Genomic DNA, 18,447 nt, shown 5'->3' with positions numbered 1-18,447 from the left:
GTGAAATCACCTGATGACTTGGAAAACGCGGTAAACCAATAACCTGGAGCCGTCGGCCACCGGACAGACGTCAGGCGGCCGCGAGCGCCTGCGCCAGCCTATCGCGGATGCGGACGAGTTCCTGCGTAATGATGTCCGGTTCGCCGTTGGAAAGCGGCGCAGCGTCCATCGGCTGGTTCGCTCCGGCCACGTCCTGCGGATCTGCCCCTTCAAGAGCCATGCGCGCACCGCGCAAGGTGTAACCCTCGCGATTGACCAGGCGATCGATCTGCCCGATCAGGGCTACGTCCTCAGGGCGATAGTAACGCCGATTGCCGCTCCGCTTGATAGGCTGAAGCGCGGGAAACTGCTCTTCCCAATAGCGCAGCACATGCTGGCGGATACCCAGCGCCTTCGTCACTTCGCCGATCGTGCGCAGCGCGTCAGGTGCTTTCCCATCGTTGAAGATGGCCGGCCCGGCAAGCGCCTGTTCCGAAGACAGCACTCGCACGGAAGCCTCTTCCTCAAGGAGAGGCTCTCCCGAACGGTTTGCTTCGCTGGCAGTCATTTCAGAACTCTCCGTATTACCGAGCCGATGCCGAATCCGGATCAGTCGGTAATGCGGTCCTTCAGCATCTGACTGGCCCGGAACGTCATGACACGGCGCGGTGTGATCGGCACTTCCACGCCGGTTTTCGGATTTCGCCCGATCCGCTCGCCCTTGTCGCGAAGCAGGAAAGTGCCGAATCCGGAAATCTTGACATTCTCGCCCTCAGAGAGGGCTTCAGACATATGCTGCAATATCGCCTCGACCATCGCAAGCGACTCAGACCTTGATAGCCCGAGCTTCCTGTGGATGGCTTCAGCGATTTCTGCCCTGGTCAATGTGTCCGTGGAGCGCATAAGTCCCGCATCCCCTCCCTGCGACAACCCCCCGGACAATATTATGAAAAAATGCGGGAAAAGCAATGCTTCCCCGCATCAATTCAACTCATGTCCCGAACGGGAGCAACAATCACATCCGAACGACGCTGGCGCCCCAGGTAAAACCGCCGCCCATGGCTTCCAGAACGACGAGATCGCCCTGCTTGATCCGACCGTCACGAACGGCCTGATCGAGGGCCAGAGGCACCGATGCCGCCGAGGTATTGGCGTGCTGACCGACGGTCATGATAACCTTTTCCACCGGCAAGTTGAGCTTGCGCGCAGTGGCATCGAGAATACGGGCGTTGGCCTGATGCGGCACGAGCCAATCGATATCCTCAGGAGAATTTCCAGTTTCCTCAAGGACTTCCCTGAGAACTTCCGCCAGGTTCACAACGGCATGCCGGAAGACTTCGCGACCCTTCATACGCAGCTTGCCCACGGTGCCGGTGGTGGACGGTCCGCCGTCGACATAGAGCAGTTCGTTATGGGCGCCGTCGGCATGAAGCCGCGTGGCCAGGATGCCCCGTGCGGCATCGCCGTCCTGTTCCTGCGCCTCGAGCACGACCGCTCCCGCGCCATCGCCGAAAAGAACGCAAGTGGTGCGATCTTCCCAGTCCAAAATACGGCTGAAGGTTTCCGAACCGATCACGAGCGCGCGCTTGGCCATGCCCGAGCGCAGCATCGAATCGGCTACCCCGACAGCATAGAGGAAGCCCGAGCAGACAGCGGCGACGTCGAATGCGATGCCGCCCCGGCAGCCGAGATTGTTCTGAACGATCGTGGCGGTGGCCGGGAAAGTCTGGTCAGGCGTGGCCGTGGCCAACACGATCAGGTCGATCGACGAAGGCTCGAATCCCGCCGCTTCCAACGCCTTGCGCGCAGCATCTGTGGCGAGACTGGACGTCGTCTCGTCAGGTGCCGCGATGTGACGGTTGGAGATGCCGGTACGTTCGACGATCCACTCGTCGCTGGTATCGACGCGCTCGGCAAGCTCTGCGTTGCTGACCGCGCGGCGCGGCAGGGCAGAGCCGGTGCCGACGAGAACCGAACGAAGCATCAGGCGCTCTCTTCCTGGACTCGGGGCTTGCCCAACGACGCCCCGCCCAGCCGGGCAAGGTCGGCGGAAATCCGCTCGGTCACGTTTTCCTCCAGAAGGCGTGCGGTCACCGCCACGGCATTGGCGACACCGGCGGCATTCGCACCGCCATGGCTCTTCACCACGATACCGTTCAGGCCCAGGAAAACCGCGCCGTTATGGTTGTTGGGGTCGAGATGATGCTTGAGCAGCTCGGTCGCGGGCTTCGAGATCAGGAAACCGATCTTGGACCGCAGCGAGCTGGTGAAACCGCGTCGCAGCAGGTCGGCCACGAAACGCGCCGTGCCTTCTACCGCCTTGAGCGCGACGTTCCCGGAAAAACCGTCCGTAACGACGACATCCATGTCTCCACGCCCGAGCTTGTCGGCTTCCGTGAATCCGTCGAAGGATATCGAAAGATCGGCAGCCGAAGCCTTGAGCATGGCCGCCGCTTCGCGCAGATCGCCGGTGCCCTTGGTTTCCTCGGTGCCGATGTTGAGCAGACGCACGCGCGGTTGCTCGCGCCCCGTAGCGACACGGGCATAGGCAGCGCCCATGACCGCGAACTGCACGAGATTGCGCGCATCGCACTCGGCATTGGCGCCAAGGTCGAGCATGACCAGGTCATGATCTTCCAGGGTCGGCAGCAGAGCGGCCAGCGCCGGGCGATCGATGCCGGGCATCGTACGCAGCGCAAGCTTGGAAATCGCCATCAAGGCGCCGGTATTGCCGGCACTGACAGCGGCTCCGGCGTCACCCGCCTTCACCGCCTCGATCGCGCGCCCCATCGAGGTGCCCTTGGCCCGGCGCAAGGCCTGGCTGGGCTTATCCTCGCCACTGATGACGCCTTCGGTATGAAGGATCTCGGAACTTGCCCTGAGATTCGGATGACTTTCGAGCGCGGCCTTGATCCGCGGCTCGTCACCGACCAACAGGAACTTGAAGCGGTCATGTCGACGGCGCGCGAGAGCAGCGCCTTCAATCATGACGCGCACGCCCTCGTCGCCGCCCATCGCATCGACAGCGATACGCGGCAGACTCATGGGCAACCTCCGAAAATCGTCTTGGTCTTAAACTTCGACCGCGACGATCTCACGACCATTGTAGTGGCCGCAAGCGTTGCAGAGGTTGTGCGGACGCTTCAGTTCGCCGCAGTTCGGGCATTCATGGAAAGCCTCGACCTTCAGCGCGTCGTGGCTACGACGCATGCCACGGCGGGAGGGGGTGGTCTTTCTTTTAGGGACAGCCATTTCGGCACCTGTTCCTGAAACTGGATTATTGTCAAAAAGGCCGCCGGAAACCGTATTCGCGGACCGGCGGCTTTGCGAAGGCGCGCCTATAACCGATTTCTCGTGAGTTGCAACCCGTCAGTCCCCGCAGCATCACCGTGAAAATCCACTTAGGGGGAAATCTGCCCATGATTCTTCAAACGACACTGTGCCTTGCCGCGGCGGCCGGCATTATCACCTTCTGGCATATAGCACGGATCGGCCAGCTGCGCGTACGCGAGAAGGTGCTGTTCGGCGATGGCGGCCACGACCCGCTCGCCCGCCGCATGCGCGCGCAGCTGAACTTCGTGGAGAGCACACCTTTCGTATTGATCCTTGCCGCCGCCATAGAAATGACCGGCAAGGGCGGCACATGGCTGGCGGTGGTCGGATCGCTGTTCATGCTGGGCCGCGTGGCGCACGCGCTTGGCATGGACATAGACCGGCCCAACCCGCTGCGCATGGTGGGCGTTCTCATCACCATCCTGACGCTTCTGGGCCTGTCCGCGATCGCGGTCCTGATCGCGCTGGGACGGTTCTGAGAATCGAAAAGGGCGGCGCACCGCACCGCCCTTTCATTTTATCCGTTCGAAGCAGGTGCTCAGGCCGGCAGTCCACGCTCCAGCGCGGCGTCGCCTACATAAGGATTCGTCTGCCGCTCGTTTCCGAACGTGCTGATCGGCCCATGCCCCGGGACGAAAGTCACTTCGTCGCCCAGAGGCCAGAGCTTGCGGGTGATCGAATCGACGAGATCCTCCAGGTTGCCACGCGGGAAGTCCCAGCGGCCGATCCCGCCCTGAAACAGAACGTCGCCCACCATCGCGAACTTGCTGGGCGCATGATGGAACACGACGTGGCCCGGGGTGTGCCCCGGGCAGTGGACGACATCGAGTTCCAGCTCTCCCACCGTGACCTTGTCGCCATCCTCAAGCCAGCGATCGGGCTCGAAGGTATGCGCTTCCATGTTCCAGCGCGGGCCATCGTCGTTGAGCTGCGCTATCCAGAAGCGATCTTCCTCCTGGGGCCCTTCGATGGGAACCCCCATTTCCCGGGCGAAGACGCCGGCCATGCCGCAGTGATCCAGATGGCCATGCGTAACGAGGATTTTCTCCAGCGTTACGCCGGTCTTCTCCAGAGCCTGGCGCAGCTTGGGAAGATCGCCGCCCGGATCGACGAACGCGCCGCGCATGGTCTTGGTGCACCATATCAGCGAGCAATTCTGCTGAAGCGGCGTGACGGGAATTATGCCGACGCGCATCGGCTGCGGCTCAGGGTCATGGGTCATGACTGCGGAAATGGCCGCAAGCCCGGTCGAATGCAACCTCTGCCCCGGCTTCAAACTCTGGCTTCAGATTGTAGTCTCAGATCCGCCCGCCCTTCCAGACCACGCGGCCGATCACCTCGATCTCCTCCAGCCCGCATTCGATGGGGCGATAGGCCGGATTGTCGCTCAGCAGAGCTATTCGCCCCGCCCTTCCCGCTTCCAGCCGTTTAACAAGCACGGTATCGTCGAGCCGGACGACGTGGATCCCATCGCGCAGGGGCCGCCAATCCCGATCGACCAGGATTTCGTCACCGTCACGCAGCACGGGCTCCATCGAATCCCCGCTGACGACGATCGCGGAAAGCATCTCCGGCCTTAGCCCCATCGACCGCAGCCAGCGCGGCGAGAAGCGGATCGCTCCGAAGATTTCCTCGCCATCGGGCAGCGCACCCGGCCCTGCGGAAGCGCCGATGGCCAGGCGGGGAACATCGACCCAATCTGCGGCGTAGGAATTTTTCTCGGAAGTGTAGGATTTTTCCTTCGATTTGCCGAATTCCGATTCGTCGACGCCGAAGAAGCGAGCAAGCGTTCCGCGATCGCCCTCTTCCAGTTTTCGAGGACTCCCCTTCCTTATAAACTGCTGAAGATATGATGTATTTTTCCCTATAAGACGCGACAGCGACGAAAGACTGACCCCCTGCTCCTCGGCCAGTTCCAACAAGCGACGGCGGGTTTCGGCGTTTTCCATAATGTAATCCTACGCGTAGGAAATTTCCTAGACAAGCCCTCACGAGTTGGAACATATTAGGAACAGATAACGCGATTCCCGCATCGGAGCCGGCCCATGCTTTTACGCCAGATAGAGCGCTTCCTGCGCCTCACCCGCATGTCCTGGACGAAATTCGGCCGTCTTGCCGCGCACGATCCCCGATTCGTCGGCGACTTGCGCAATGGGCGCCAGCCCCGCGCCGGGACGTCAGCTCGCGTCCGCCTTTTCATGACGTCTTATCTGGAGAGCCCACATGCACGTTAATTTTGCCCATGACCGCTCCATGCTGCAGTCGGCTCGCAAGGCCATGGGCGAGGCCACGGAGCGCGCCTTCTCACGCGGGCCCTGGCTGGTTCTGCTCGCTGAAATCCTGAAGCTGGCCGGTCCACGGGTCGAATTCCTGCGCCACGCCGAACGCGCGTGGAGCAGCGCCATGTTCTCGGGATCACGGCACACCATTGCCCTCGCCTTCACCGACGACGCGGCCATTTCGGACGGAGAACGCCTGATCGAAGCCCTGCCCGAACACGAATTCACGATTCCCGGCCAACTGGTCGCAGATGCCACCATTGCCGAGGCACATCACCGGGCCGGGCCACCACCCTGCCTGACACTGGAAGTGGAGCTGCTTCTGCTCGACGACTGCTGAAGGCTCTCGGATCACGGCGAAAGGCGGGCCCGGCGCCCGCCTTTCGTCATTCTTACAGCGCGCGCGACAGTTCCTTGATCTCGGTATTCAGGATCCGGTCGTTCTCGGAATAATCGACCGGGCAGTCGATCAGATGCACGCCCGGCGTATCGCGACAATGCGCCAGCAATTCCCTCAGATGAGCGGCGCTTTCCACGCGGTATCCGCTCGCGCCGTAGCTCTCGGCATATTTCACGAAGTCCGGATTGCCGTAGGTCAGCCCGAAATCGGCAAAGCCCATGTTGGCCTGCTTCCAACGGATCATGCCATAGGCGTTGTCGTTCAGGATCAGCACGGTGAGATTGAGGCCCAGACGGACGGCCGTTTCCATCTCCTGGCTGTTCATCATGAAGCCGCCATCGCCGCAGACGGCGAAGATCTTGCGATCGGGATAGACCATTGCGCTTGCCATGGCGGATGGCAGGCCCGCTCCCATCGAAGCCAGCGCGTTGTCCAGCAGCACCGTGTTCGGCTTGTGGGCACTGTATCCGCGCGCGAACCAGAGCTTGTAGACACCGTTATCCAGACAAACGATCGCATCGCCGGGAAGCGCGTCGCGCACCTGCTGCACCAGATGCGGCGGGAAGATCGGAAACCGCTCGTCGGCTGCCAGCTTCTTCGTGTGCTCAAGTTCGGCCTTGCGATAGCCGAGCATGGCATCGAAGTTCCACCTGGCCGAGGGTGAGATCGCCTCCTTGATCTGCCAGACCGCGTTGGCGATGTCGCCGATGACCTCGATATGCGGGAAATAGACCGGATCGACCTCGGCCGTCTTGGTCGAGACGTGGATCACCACGCGCTCATCGCCTTCGACACTCCGCTTGCCGTCGTTGTGCATGAAGAACGGCGGCTTTTCGATGACGTCGTGGCCGATATTGATGATGCAATCGGCATCCTCGATGGCGCGATGGACGAAATCACCCGATGAAAGCGCCGCGCAGCCCAGGAAACGCGGATGACGCTCGTCGATCACGCCTTTGCCGAGCTGGGTGGTGAGAAACGGAATGCCGGTCTTCTCGACGAACTCGCCGAGCATCTTGCTGGTCATCTTGCGATTGGCGCCTGCGCCGATCACCAGTACCGGCCGCCGGGCCTTCTCCAGCGCCTCGACCGCCTGAGCGATCGATTTCACGTCCGCCGTGGGGCGGCGCACGGTCGAGCGGACGATCGGGCGCGAATCGGTGAATTCGTCGGCAATGTCCTCGGGCAATTCGACGTGGGCGGCGCCGGGCTTTTCCTCCTCGGCTATGCGGAAAGCCTCGCGCACGCGGCTCGGGATATTGTCCGAACTGGCCATCTGGTGTGCGTACTTGGTGATGGGCTGCATCATCGAGACGACGTCGAGGATCTGGAAGCGGCCCTGCTTGGATTTCTTGATGGGCTTCTGGCCGGTGATCATCAACATCGGCATTCCGCCGAGAGTGGCGTAGGCTGCGGCGGTCACGAAATTCGTCGCCCCCGGACCCAGCGTCGAAAGACAGACGCCCACCTTGCCGGTGTGGCGGCCATAAGTCGCCGCCATGAACCCCGCGCCTTGCTCATGCCGGGTCAGGATCAGCCGGATCTTTTTCGAGCGAGACAGCGAATCGAGAAAATCGAGGTTCTCTTCGCCGGGCACACCGAAAATGTATTCAACGCCCTCTGCTTCAAGACACTCGATGAACAGATCGGATGCCTTGCGCTTGTCGCTCTCCGCCATGTGCCGTTTCCCTCATGCTCAAGCCGTTTTGCTTGTCTTCCGGGAATGTGCCGAGGAATTCAATGGCGCGCACCTGATCAAAGCAGCGGCTGCTCAATAGCCCTGTGATAGATCGACAAGATGCTCCAGCGGCCTGCCGTCGAGGAAGTGCCGAAGATTGGAAAGAAACCGCGCAGATCCTCGCTCGAACAGACTGTCCTGCGCGCGGCCGGCGAGATGCATCGATATATGGATATTTTCGCGGGACCATAGCGGATGGTCGGCGGGAAGCGGCTCCGGTTCGGTCACATCGAGGAACGCGCCGCCCAGATGTCCCGAATCGATGGCCGCCAGCAGGGCGTCCTGCTCGATGACGGTGCCGCGCGCGAAGTTGAGGAACACCGCGCCGGGCTTCATCGCGGCGAATTCCTCTTCCCCGAACATGCGCTGCGTTTCCGGAGTGGAGGGGACGATCGCAATGACCCAGTCGAACCGGCCGAGTTGGCCACGCCAGGCGTCCGAGCCGAGATCACCCGGACCGGGGCGTCGCCGCACGCCGGTTACTTCCGCGCCGAAAACGCGCAGGATTTCCGCGATCCGTCCGCCGATCTCTCCCGCTCCAACCACCAGCACCTGCGAGCCGAGCAGTTCGCGCTTGCCCGGCGGCTGCGCCAGCCATTCATGCCGATCCTGCGCCCGCACCACCTGCCGCCAGCCTTTCGCGACCGTGAGCATCCCCATGACGGCATATTCCGCCACCGACTGGGCGTGGATTCCCGAACCATTGGTCAACTCGATCTTGCGATCGGCAATCAGCGAGAGAGGAAGCCAATCCACGCCCGACGAGAGCGCCATATACCAGACCAGCTTGTCCGCCGCAGCGATGAACTCGGCGGCAAGCGCGGGCGCGACCGGATCCAGCCAGGCAATCTCTGCCTGCGGCGCTAGTTCAAGAAGCTGCTCGCGTCCTTCGTACCAGGCCGGCTCGATGCCATCGGGCAAGCGGCCTTCCAGCAAGGCTTGCGACTTGGCGTTGATCACGGCGATGGTCATGGCGAACTCCGGTACCTGGCTTATCTCAAGATCTCAGCCGGTGATCGGCACGGCCATGCAGATTGGCAAGGCCGTGCAGGTTGCACTTAATGCAACCGCAATTTCGCCAGCTTCACCTTCAGCCGAGCTTCCATTCCCAGCCGAGCGGATCGCCGTCCATCGCCTCGACACCCCTCGCGGCGAGTTCGTCGCGCAAGGCGTCAGAGGTCGCAAAGTCCTTCTCCGCCCGAGCGGCCTTGCGGCGGGCAAGAACGTCCTCGATCTCGGTTTCGGTGATTTCGGCCGCCTTGGGACGAAGGCGCAAGTCGGCACGGGCCGTTCCGAAAAGGTTGAGGCCGAGCACGGCATCCATCGTCTCGACCGCGGCGCGCTTGGCAGAGGGATCCACCTTCTTCGCGGCCAGCACATCTTCCAGCGCCGTCAAGGCCACGGCGGTGTTGAGATCGTCTCCGATCGCCTTCTCGAAAGTTTCGAGCATGGGCGCCAGCTTGGGATGAGCCGGATCGCCCGCTTCAACCTCGCGGAGACGTTCCACCACGATGATCATGCGCTTGAGACGCACCAGCGCGGCCGCGAGCCCCTCCCAGGAGAATTCCAGTTCGGAGCGGTAATGGGCCTGAAGGCACATCATGCGGTAACCGCTTGGGTGATAGCCCCGGTCGATAAGCAGTTGCAGGCGCAGGAATTCGCCCGACGACTTGCTCATCTTGCCCGATCTCTCGACAAGAAAATTGTTGTGCATCCATATCTTGGCGCCGGAATTTGCAGGCACGTCGAGGCCGCAGGCGTCGTCCGGCTTGCAGCAGAACGCCTGGTTCTGCGCGATCTCGTTGGGGTGATGGATCTCGCGGTGATCGATGCCGCCGGTATGAATGTCGAAGGGAAAGCCCAGCAGGTCGCCCGACATCACGGAGCATTCGAGATGCCAGCCCGGAGCACCCCTGCCCCAAGGCGAATCCCACTCCATCTGGCGCTTTTCGCCAGCCGGCGTCTTGCGCCAGATCGCGAAGTCGGCCGCATTGCGCTTGCCTTCGACGGCCTCGATCCGCCCTTCGCCCTCGTCCGTCACGGCACGCGCGAGGCGTCCGTAGTCGGCAACGGTGGAAACGTCGAAATAGAGGCCGCTTTCCAATTCATAGCAATGGTTTGGCGCAATTTTCTCGGCAAATTCTATCATCTGGGGCACATAGTCGGTCGCGATCGACCACTTGGCCGGCTGGCGGATGTTCAACGCTTCGATGTCGGCCCAGTAGGCCTGGGTATAATGCTCGGCGATGTCCCATATCGATTGGGCCTGAGCCTTCGCCATCTTCTCCATCTTGTCTTCGCCGGCGTCGGCGTCGTCGGTCAGATGGCCGACGTCGGTGATGTTGATGACGTGGGTGAGCTTGTAGCCCCGGTGGCTTAGCGTCCGGCCCAGGATGTCCGCGAAGACATAGGCGCGCATGTTGCCGATGTGGGGGTAATTGTAGACCGTCGGCCCGCAAGTATAGACCCGCGCCTCGCCTGCATGGACGGGCTGGAACGGCTCCAGCTGGCGGGTCAGGCTGTTGAACAGGGTCAGGCTTTTGGGTTCGGTCATGGCGCGGGGCATAAGCGGCAGGCCGATGCGAGGTCAATCCTCCTCGTCCTGGAGGAAGCCCGTCGTCCCGGACTTGATCCGGGACCGCTGGCGGTGAACGGCCGACATCGAGGCAGGGCGCTCTTATTGGAGCTATCGCCTCAAGGACTGCCAGCGGTCCCGGATCAAGTCCGGGACGACGGCTTTCTCAAGCGTTTTCATTCACCGGCTCTCAGGCCCTTCACTCTTATCTGTTCTCAAACCTTCACTGCGGAGTTCTCAATCCTTAACTCTCACCCGTCCGCAAGCCGTCACTCTTCCTCGAACAGTCCCGCGAGCTGCTCGATCATCGTGCCGCCAAGCTGTTCGGCGTCCATGATCGTCACTGCGCGGCGATAATAGCGCGTGACGTCGTGGCCGATGCCGATGGCAACGAGCTGGACCGGGCTCTTGGCCTCGATCCATTCGATCACGCGGCGCAAGTGCGCTTCGAGATAACCCGCCGAGTTCACCGAAAGCGTCGAATCGTCCACCGGCGCACCGTCGGAGATCACCATCATGATCCGCCGATCCTCGGGGCGCGCCAGCATGCGGTTGTGCGCCCAGAGCAGCGCTTCGCCGTCGATGTTTTCCTTCAGCAGGCCTTCGCGCATCATCAGGCCGAGGTTCTTGCGCGCCCTGCGCCAGGGCTCGTCGGCCTTCTTGTAGATGATGTGGCGCAAGTCGTTGAGACGCCCCGGATGCTGGGGGCGGCCGTTCGCCAGCCAGGACTCGCGGCTCTGCCCGCCCTTCCAGGCCCGGGTGGTGAAGCCCAGGATCTCGACCTTGACGCCGCAGCGCTCCAGCGTGCGCGCCAGCACGTCCGCGCTGATCGCCGCGATCGAAATCGGACGGCCACGCATCGAGCCGGAGTTGTCGAGCAGCAAGGTAACCACGGTGTCCTTGAACTCGACGTCGCGCTCCACCTTGTAGGACAGCGACTGGCCGGGCGAGACGACCACGCGGGCCAGGCGCGCCGCGTCCAGCAGGCCTTCTTCCTGGTCGAAGTCCCACGAACGGTTCTGCTGGGCCATGAGGCGGCGCTGCAACCGATTGGCCAGCCGCGTCACCACGCCCTGAAGGCCCTTCAGCTGCGCGTCCAGATAGGCCCGCAGGCGAGTCAGTTCCTCATCGTCGCAAAGCTCCGAAGCGACCACGATTTCGTCGTAGGCCTCGGTGTAGACCTTGTAGTCGAAACTTTCGGGAATATCGGTCCAGGGGCGGTTCGGCCGGACGGGCATCATGCCCTCCTCGCTTTCCTGTCCTTCTTCGCCGTCTTCCATCTCGTCCGAGTTTTCGCCCTCGGCCTCGCTCTCGCCTTCGTCCTGACCGCTGGAAGGCTCGGCGGCCATCTCGGTGGACTCAGGCTCCTGCCCGCTCTCGTCGCCGGTTTCGTCTTCCTCGGTCTGGTCGTCGCCGTCCATGTCCTCGGACTCTTCGGGCGGCTGTTCGATCTGCTCGGCATGGGTCATCTCCAGGTGCATGAGCATGTCGAGCGAGAGCTTCTGGAAGGCCTTCTGGTCCTCGATGGAATCGGCCAGCGCCTCGAAATCGTCTCCGGCCTTCGATTCGATCCAGCGCCGCACCATGTCGACGCCGAACTGGGCAGGTTCGGGCACCGGCTGTCCGGTGAGCCGTTCACGCAGCAAAAGCGCCAGAGCGGTGGGGATCGGCACGCCATCCGGGCTATCGGCGCGGGTGATGGGGTCGCTGGCGATGCGCGCCTCCAGCGATGCGTCGAGATTGGCACGCATGCCCGCGTAATGATTGGAGCCCAGCGCCTCGTAGCGCACCGTTTCCACCGCATCGTAGCAGGCCCGCGCCGAGGGATCGGCCGGGGCATTGCGCATATGCAGCTTGTCGTTGTGATGGCGCAGGCGAAGCGCGAAACTGTCCGCATAGCCGCGTGCCTGCATGGCTGCCGCTTGCGGGATCGAGCGACCGGGCATCGGCACGCGGAACGTCTGACCGGTGGAACTGGGAGCGTCGGCGGTCCAGTTCACCTCGATCTCGGCATCCTGCGCAATGGCGCGAGAGGCGCCGGTCAGGGCCAGCTTGAAGCGATCGACGGGAGTTTCTTCGGACATGCCACGCTCAATGGCGGCTTAGTCCGCCTGGTGCAAGCCGGGATGGCGCGTTGGAGGAAGCGCCGCAGAGAAGAAGGAGAAAACGTCGTCCCGGGCTCGACCCGGGACCGCTGGCCGTGAACAGCCCACTTCAAGGCTGGGCGCTCACACGAGAGCTATCGCCTCAAGATTTGCCAGCGGTCCCGGATCGAGCCCGGGACGACGTCGTTCAGGTCAGAGCGACTGGCCGGTCTTGGCCCAGTCGGCCATGAAGCCTTCGATGCCCTTGTCGGTCAGGACGTGCTTCACGAGGTTCTTGATCACTGCCGGCGGCATCGTCGCGACATCGGCACCGATGCGGGCGCATTCGAGGACGTGGACGGGGTGACGGATCGAGGCGGCGAGAATCTCGGTTTCGAAGGCGTAGTTGTCGTAGATCAGGCGGATGTCGCGGATCAGGTCCATGCCATCGAAGCCGTTGTCGTCATGACGGCCGACGAAGGGCGAAACGAAGCTGGCGCCAGCCTTGGCGGCGAGCAGGGCCTGGTTGGCCGAGAAGCACAGCGTGACGTTGACGAGCGTGCCGTCGCTGGTCAGCTTCTTGCAGGTCTTGAGGCCGTCGATCGTCAGCGGCACCTTGATGCAGACGTTGTCCGCGATCTTGCGGAGGATTTCGGCCTCGCGCATCATGCCTTCATGGTCAAGCGCGACGACTTCGGCGCTGACCGGACCATCTACCAGACCGCAGATTTCCTTGGTCACTTCCAGGAAATCGCGGCCCGACTTGGCGATCAGCGAAGGATTGGTGGTAACGCCGTCGAGCAGGCCGGTGGCGGCGAGATCGGCGATGTCGTTGGTGTCGGCGGTGTCGACGAAGAACTTCATGGCGCGGTTCCTGTGAATGCGAAGGCTGCGACGGGAACGCGGCGGCTCCCGTCGATTCTGGCGCTCCCTATAGGGAAGCGCGCCCTTTCCCGCTACCTGCTACTTGGCCCCGGCCGAACGGGTTTTCCCGATCAGCCCTTCTTCAACGCCCCGATCAGTACCGAGTCGTTGGTTTCCTCCGGATTCTGCCGGATAGCCGCCTCGGCCGCGCCGATTTCGTACCAAATGCCGTTGTCGGCATCGAGCGCGAGGGCATGGGCTGTATCCTGCACGGTCACGCCCTTGAGCGCGGCGATCGCCTGGTTCAGCGTGTTGTCCTGCGCCTCGTTGATGGCACGCTCGATCTCGGGGATCATGGCATTGACCAGCGCGGGCCCCATGGCGCGTCTCAGGAGCGTGGTGGCGGCGGTATTGCCCCCGGCCAGCACTTCGGCGGGATTGGGGATCGGCACGCTCTGCACGGCCTTGAGCACCAGCGGGCCCGCCACGCGCGCACCGGGCGTCGCGAAGAGGTTGAGCTGGTATTGCAGCTTGTCGCGAAACGCCTTCGACTTCAGCACGCCGCTGGTGGTCTTCCCCGGTCGGCCGAACAGCACGGGAAGCGGGATGCGCGCCACCGGGCTGGTCCAGAAACCTTCCGGCTGACCGAGCCACGCAAAAGCGCGTTCCGACGATGTGCGCATGAGCCGGCGAACCGGATCGGCGCTTGCGGAACCGGCGGAGCCGGACCCCGAACCCGCGAGAGTCGAGCATCCGGGCAGCATCAGCACGCCCGTGGCGAGCATCCCCAGGAGAACGCCCCGGCGGCTCCAGTCCGTGTCCGATTCCACCGATTTATCCCCTGTTCCCCAATTCGCCATCATCAACTCCTTCACGCGCACTTGCAGCAGTGCCTATATGCAACCCGCATGAAACGCGTCCGAATCCTCGTCTTCAACGCTGCACTTGGCGTCCTCGACTACCGCGTCCCCGAAGGCATGGCGATAGAATTCGGATCCGTTGTGATTGCGCCGCTCGGTCCCAGGCAAGTCCTCGGGATCGTTTGGGAACCGGAACGCCTGCCCGGGCAGGATGTGCCGGAATCCAAGCTGCGTCCGCTGATCGAAGTCCTGCCGGTTCCGCCCCTGCCCAAGCGGCTGCGACGCCTGATCGAGTGGACGGCCGACTATTATTGCGCCGCACTGTCCTCGGTGGCGCGCATGGCGCTCGGCAGCATGGCGGCGCTGCGCGGCGGCGGCACGACGACCGAATACCGGCTGACGGGCCAGGAACCTGCCCGCCTTACCCCCCAGCGCGCCGCGGCGCTGGATGCGCTTCAGAACGAACAGGCCTCGATCAAGGAACTGGCCGAACTGGCCTCGGTCTCCGAAGGCGTGCTGCGCGGCATGGTCGGCGCCGGGCTGCTGGAGCCCGTGGCGGTCGATCTTGACCGGCGCTACCCCCCGGCCCGCCCCGAACATGCCCAGCCCACGCTTTCCGAAGGACAGCAGCACGCGGCCGACATTTTCGTGGAAGCGGTGAAGACCCGCAAATTCGCACCCTTCCTGCTCGACGGCGTCACCGGTTCGGGCAAGACCGAGACCTATTTCGAAGCCGTGGCCGAGGCCTTGCGAATGGGGCGGCAGGTTCTCGTCCTGCTCCCCGAGATCGCGCTGACCGAGAATTTCCTGCGCCGCTTCGAGCATCGCTTCGGCGTACCTCCGATCCTCTGGCATTCCTCGCTCAAGTCCAGCGAGCGACGCCGCGCCTGGCGCGCGATCGTGGCGGGCGAGGCGCAAGTGGTGGTCGGCGCGCGTTCGGCACTGTTCCTGCCCTATGCGAACCTGGGGCTGGTCGTGGTGGACGAGGCCCACGAAGTCTCCTTCAAGCAGGATGACGGAGTGCGCTACAATGCCCGCGACGTGGCCGTGATGCGCGCCAAGTTCGAGGCGATCCCGGTCGTGCTCGCCAGCGCGACGCCTGCACTTGAATCGATGCAGCTTGCCGAGGCCGGCGTCTATCGCAAGATCGACCTGCCCTCGCGCTTCGGCGGCGCGCAATTGCCGGACATCCAGATCCTGGACTTGCGGCAGGAACCGCCGGAGCGCGGCAAGTGGCTCGCCCCCCGCCTGGTCGAGGAAATGAAGGCCAGGCTGGCGCGCGGCGAACAGTCGCTGCTGTTCCTCAATCGCCGGGGCTATGCGCCGCTGACGCTCTGCCGCCACTGCGGCTATCGGTTCCAGTGCCCGAACTGCACGGCCTGGCTGGTGGAGCACCGCTTCTCGCAGCGCCTTGCCTGCCATCATTGCGGTCACGAAGTGCCGGTGCCGGATGCCTGCCCGGAATGCGGCACCGGCGATTGCCTCGTCGCCTGCGGTCCCGGCGTCGAGCGCATTGCCGACGAAGTGGCCGAAGTCCTGCCCGAGGCGCGGGTTGCCCTCGTCACGTCGGACACCATGAACACCGCCGAGGCGGTCGGCGAATTCGTCGCCAAGGCTGAAGGCAAGGCGATCGACGTGATTGTCGGCACGCAGCTCGTCACCAAGGGATACCACTTCCCGGATCTCACGCTGGTGGGTGTCGTCGATGCCGATCTCGGCCTCGAAGGCGGTGATCTGCGGGCTGCGGAGCGCACGTACCAGCAAGTCGCGCAAGTCGCCGGACGGGCGGGACGCGGCGAGAAACCCGGCGAAGTGCTGATCCAGACGCGGCACCCGGAGGCTTCGGTGATCTCCGCACTGGCCGCCGGAGACCGCGACGCCTTCTACGCCGCCGAAACCGAGGCTCGCCGCGACGCGGGCGCTCCGCCCTTCGGCCGCTGGGCGGCGATCATCGTCTCCTCGGAAGACCAGTCCGAAGCGAAAGCCGCCGCCCGCGCCATCGGCGGTACCGCGCCCAACCATCCGGACATGCTGGTGCTCGGCCCTGCCCCTGCGCCACTCTCGCTGCTGCGCGGGCGCCACCGGTTTCGCCTGCTGATCAACGCCCGCCGCTCGGCGGAATTGCAGAAAACGCTGCGCGAGTGGCTGGAGCCCCTCCAGTTCCCCCGCGGCGTGCGGGTGAACATCGACATCGATCCGTACTCTTTCGTGTGAATCGCGTAGCAATGACCGTCGTCCCGGACTTGATCCGGGACCGCTGGCAGTTCTTTAGGCGATAGCTTGCGCCAAGGCGCTCTACTGCAAGGTGGGCTGTTCATGGCCAGCGGTCCCGGATCAAGTCCGGGACGACGAATTTCAAATCCTCGACGGCAGTTTCACCGCCGTTCGCGCTTCAGCAGTTCGCGCTTGATCGCCTCGCCATAGGCATAGCCGCCGATCGTGCCGTCAGAACGCACCACCCGGTGGCATGGGATCAACACCGCCACGTTGTTCGCGCCGTTGGCCGAGCCCGCCGCGCGAACCGCGCCCGGCTTGCCGACCGCCGCCGCGATCTGGGCGTAGCTGCGCGTCTCGCCCGGAGGAATACGCTGCAACTCCCGCCAGACCGCCTCCTGAAAAGCCGTGCCCTGCACATCGAGCGGGATTGCCCGCGACTGTCCCGGCTGCTCGACCGCCGCGACCACGCTGGCGAGCAGGCTCTCGAACGCCGCCCCGCCCTCGATCAGTTCCGCCTGGGGGAACCGCCCGGCAAGGTCGTCGCGCCCTTCCTCGAAGGAAAGGCGGCAGACCCCCTTCTCCGTCGCCGCGACCAGCATGCGTCCCAGACTGGTCGGCACCACGGCCCAGTGGATCGTGACTCCCTTCCCCCCATTGCGCCAGGCCGAAGGCACCATGCCCAACCTGCCCTCGCTCGCCTCGTAGAACCGGGAACTTGCGCCGAACCCGGCCTCATAGATCGCCTCGGTCACGCTCGCGCCGTCGCTCATCGCGTTCGCCGCCCGCTCGACACGCCTTGCCCTGAGATATTCCGACGGCGAGAGGCCCACCGAGCGCTTGAACACGCGCTGGAAATGCGTCGGGCTATAGCCGACCGCCTCAGCCAGCTCGGTCAGACCCGGCGCTTTCTCATCGCCCCCATCCAGAACCCGCAGCGCGGCCGCCACCGCTTCCTCGTCGCGCGATACATCGTTGGGCCGGCACCGCAGGCACGCCCTCAGGCCGAACCGCTCCGCCGCGCCGGCATCGGCGAAGAAGCGCACGTTCTCGCGCCGAGGGTGCCGGGCCGAGCAGGACGGACGGCAATAGATCCCCGTCGTCAGCACGCCCGTAACGAAGCGCCCGTCGAAGGTGCGATCCCGCGCCTCGACGGCCCGCCAGGCGCGGTCGTCGCTCACACCGCTCTCGCTCCTGCTCATCTGGCTCCTCCGCCGATCTTCCTCCGGCCAACCTGCTTCCGGCATGCTCCCGATCGTCTCTCCGCCGTATATCGCATCGGCGGTATATGGCGATCCCGTGGCATCGTTGATTCGATACGTCATGGCAAACTCCGCTCCATCGTTTGTCATGACCTTGCAACAGCCGCCCAAGCGATACTTCCCGTCCCTTGCTTTTAAAGCGCTTTCCCGCTCGTTGTCCCCAGCCAGTCTCCCACAGCTTGCATCATGACACTATCGTCGCTATGCGCGCCCCGTCTGCGGGCCGGGGGGCACGTCATTGTCGTGCGCCCCAAAGTGTCCCAGCCCACCCGATGTAAGGATAGGACACGCGTGGAGAATTCCGGCGGCATCAAGGCCAGCTTGCAAGGACGCTACGCTTCGGCGCTGTTTGATCTTGCCAGCGAGAACGGCACCGTAACGACGGTCGAATCCGACCTCGAGAAGATCGGCCTCGCTGTCCGCGAAAGCGGCGATCTGGCAGAGCTGATTCGCAACCCAGAAGTCAGCCGCAAGGCTGCCGGCAAGGCCATCGAAGCCGTTGCCGACGTGCTTGGCCTCGCGCCGCTGACGAAGAATTTCCTGGGCGTGCTCGCGGCCAACCGCCGCCTCTTCGCCCTGCCCGATATCATTCGCGCCTTCGCCTCGATCGCCGCCGCCCAGCGCGGTGAATCGACTGCCGAGGTCACTTCCGCGCACGCGCTGACCGACCAACAGGTCGAGGAACTGCGCCAGAAGCTGGAACTGCGCGAAGGCCGCAAGGTCAAGGTCACGACCACGGTCGACCCCGACCTGCTCGGCGGTCTGGTCGTCACCATCGGGTCCAAGCGTATCGACAGCTCGATCCGCACTCGTCTCAATTCGCTCGCCCAGGCCATGAAGGGCTAAGAAAGGCAGAACA

The 18,447-nt window shown here is 63.7% G+C and carries 19 protein-coding genes; 5 read left to right on the top strand and 14 right to left on the bottom strand.

All coding sequences use genetic code 11. The features are described from left to right. Positions 1-70: 70 nt before the first annotated feature. The 5 genes from ACI3K3_RS03570 to rpmF form a co-directional block, all read right to left on the bottom strand. Positions 71-547 (bottom strand): MerR family transcriptional regulator, encoded by a 477-nt coding sequence (locus tag ACI3K3_RS03570; RefSeq protein WP_404912124.1) that lies wholly within the window; start codon positions 545-547, stop codon positions 71-73. Between the two features lie 41 nt (positions 548-588). After that, a complete protein-coding gene (locus ACI3K3_RS03565; protein WP_132262987.1) occupies positions 589-882 on the bottom strand; it encodes an integration host factor subunit alpha in 294 nt (97 codons plus the stop codon). A 112-nt stretch (positions 883-994) separates the two neighbouring features. After that, entirely contained in the window at positions 995-1,963 is a 969-nt protein-coding gene (locus tag ACI3K3_RS03560) for a beta-ketoacyl-ACP synthase III (RefSeq protein ID WP_404912122.1), read from the bottom strand. Next, positions 1,963-3,024, bottom strand: a complete 1,062-nt coding sequence (plsX, locus tag ACI3K3_RS03555) for a phosphate acyltransferase PlsX (protein WP_404912120.1) — start codon at positions 3,022-3,024, stop codon at positions 1,963-1,965. Before plsX ends, ACI3K3_RS03560 begins: the two co-directional genes overlap by 1 nt. Positions 3,025-3,051: 27 nt before the next feature. Next, complete coding sequence (gene rpmF / locus ACI3K3_RS03550; protein ID WP_031342399.1) at positions 3,052-3,231, bottom strand: 50S ribosomal protein L32; 180 nt, start codon at positions 3,229-3,231, stop codon at positions 3,052-3,054. A 167-nt stretch (positions 3,232-3,398) separates the two neighbouring features. Between rpmF and ACI3K3_RS03545 the strand changes: the two genes are divergently transcribed. Further along, the gene (locus ACI3K3_RS03545; RefSeq protein ID WP_404912118.1) at positions 3,399-3,791 is read left to right on the top strand and encodes an MAPEG family protein; all 393 of its coding nucleotides are present in this window, start codon (positions 3,399-3,401) and stop codon (positions 3,789-3,791) included. Positions 3,792-3,850: 59 nt separating this feature from the next. Here the strand turns inward: ACI3K3_RS03545 and ACI3K3_RS03540 are convergent, their stop codons facing one another. Next, positions 3,851-4,534: an MBL fold metallo-hydrolase gene (locus ACI3K3_RS03540; RefSeq protein ID WP_404912117.1), complete on the bottom strand. Its 684-nt coding sequence runs from the start codon at positions 4,532-4,534 to the stop codon at positions 3,851-3,853. Positions 4,535-4,610: 76 nt separating this feature from the next. Next, a complete protein-coding gene (locus ACI3K3_RS03535; RefSeq protein WP_404912116.1) occupies positions 4,611-5,261 on the bottom strand; it encodes a S24 family peptidase in 651 nt (216 codons plus the stop codon). A gap of 96 nt (positions 5,262-5,357) precedes the next feature. On the opposite strand from ACI3K3_RS03535, the gene ACI3K3_RS03530 reads away from it, so the two are divergent. Both ACI3K3_RS03530 and ACI3K3_RS03525 read left to right on the top strand, forming a co-directional pair. Further along, positions 5,358-5,546: a hypothetical protein gene (locus tag ACI3K3_RS03530; protein WP_313442056.1), complete on the top strand. Its 189-nt coding sequence runs from the start codon at positions 5,358-5,360 to the stop codon at positions 5,544-5,546. Next, positions 5,536-5,931: a hypothetical protein gene (locus ACI3K3_RS03525; protein ID WP_404912114.1), complete on the top strand. Its 396-nt coding sequence runs from the start codon at positions 5,536-5,538 to the stop codon at positions 5,929-5,931. The genes ACI3K3_RS03530 and ACI3K3_RS03525 overlap by 11 nt, the downstream gene beginning before the upstream one ends. Before the next feature lie 52 nt (positions 5,932-5,983). Here ACI3K3_RS03525 and ACI3K3_RS03520 read toward each other — a convergent pair whose 3' ends face one another. The 6 genes from ACI3K3_RS03520 to ACI3K3_RS03495 all read right to left on the bottom strand — a co-directional run bounded on the left by ACI3K3_RS03520 (position 5,984) and on the right by ACI3K3_RS03495 (position 14,082). Then, complete coding sequence (locus ACI3K3_RS03520; protein WP_404912112.1) at positions 5,984-7,669, bottom strand: acetolactate synthase large subunit; 1,686 nt, start codon at positions 7,667-7,669, stop codon at positions 5,984-5,986. Positions 7,670-7,762: 93 nt separating this feature from the next. Beyond that, positions 7,763-8,701, bottom strand: a complete 939-nt coding sequence (locus tag ACI3K3_RS03515; protein WP_404912110.1) for a D-2-hydroxyacid dehydrogenase — start codon at positions 8,699-8,701, stop codon at positions 7,763-7,765. 118 nt (positions 8,702-8,819) lie between these two features. After that, on the bottom strand, positions 8,820-10,283 hold the full coding sequence (gene cysS, locus ACI3K3_RS03510) for a cysteine--tRNA ligase (protein WP_404912108.1): 1,464 nt from the start codon (positions 10,281-10,283) through the stop codon (positions 8,820-8,822). A gap of 290 nt (positions 10,284-10,573) precedes the next feature. After that, entirely contained in the window at positions 10,574-12,388 is a 1,815-nt protein-coding gene (gene cobT, locus ACI3K3_RS03505; RefSeq protein WP_404912106.1) for a cobaltochelatase subunit CobT, read from the bottom strand. A 213-nt stretch (positions 12,389-12,601) separates the two neighbouring features. Next, a complete protein-coding gene (gene fsa / locus ACI3K3_RS03500; RefSeq protein WP_132263009.1) occupies positions 12,602-13,252 on the bottom strand; it encodes a fructose-6-phosphate aldolase in 651 nt (216 codons plus the stop codon). A gap of 131 nt (positions 13,253-13,383) precedes the next feature. Continuing rightward, positions 13,384-14,082 carry a DUF4197 domain-containing protein gene (locus ACI3K3_RS03495; protein ID WP_404912103.1) on the bottom strand — a complete coding sequence of 233 codons (699 nt, stop codon included), beginning with the start codon at positions 14,080-14,082 and terminating at the stop codon, positions 13,384-13,386. A gap of 78 nt (positions 14,083-14,160) precedes the next feature. On the opposite strand from ACI3K3_RS03495, the gene ACI3K3_RS03490 reads away from it, so the two are divergent. Further along, a complete protein-coding gene (locus tag ACI3K3_RS03490) occupies positions 14,161-16,326 on the top strand; it encodes a primosomal protein N' (RefSeq protein ID WP_404912102.1) in 2,166 nt (721 codons plus the stop codon). Between the two features lie 161 nt (positions 16,327-16,487). On the opposite strand, the gene ada is transcribed toward ACI3K3_RS03490, so the two are convergent. Beyond that, complete coding sequence (gene ada / locus ACI3K3_RS03485; RefSeq protein WP_404912362.1) at positions 16,488-17,528, bottom strand: bifunctional DNA-binding transcriptional regulator/O6-methylguanine-DNA methyltransferase Ada; 1,041 nt, start codon at positions 17,526-17,528, stop codon at positions 16,488-16,490. A 351-nt stretch (positions 17,529-17,879) separates the two neighbouring features. On the opposite strand from ada, the gene ACI3K3_RS03480 reads away from it, so the two are divergent. After that, positions 17,880-18,434, top strand: a complete 555-nt coding sequence (locus tag ACI3K3_RS03480) for a F0F1 ATP synthase subunit delta (RefSeq protein WP_404912100.1) — start codon at positions 17,880-17,882, stop codon at positions 18,432-18,434. The last annotated feature ends 13 nt before the right edge of the window (positions 18,435-18,447 follow it).

Origin of the sequence: Novosphingobium sp. ZW T3_23, from assembly GCF_044987305.1 — a bacterium.
Lineage (GTDB): Bacteria > Pseudomonadota > Alphaproteobacteria > Sphingomonadales > Sphingomonadaceae > Novosphingobium.
Note: the sequence above shows the minus strand (reverse complement) of the source record. Positions and strands in the feature narration are given on the sequence as shown.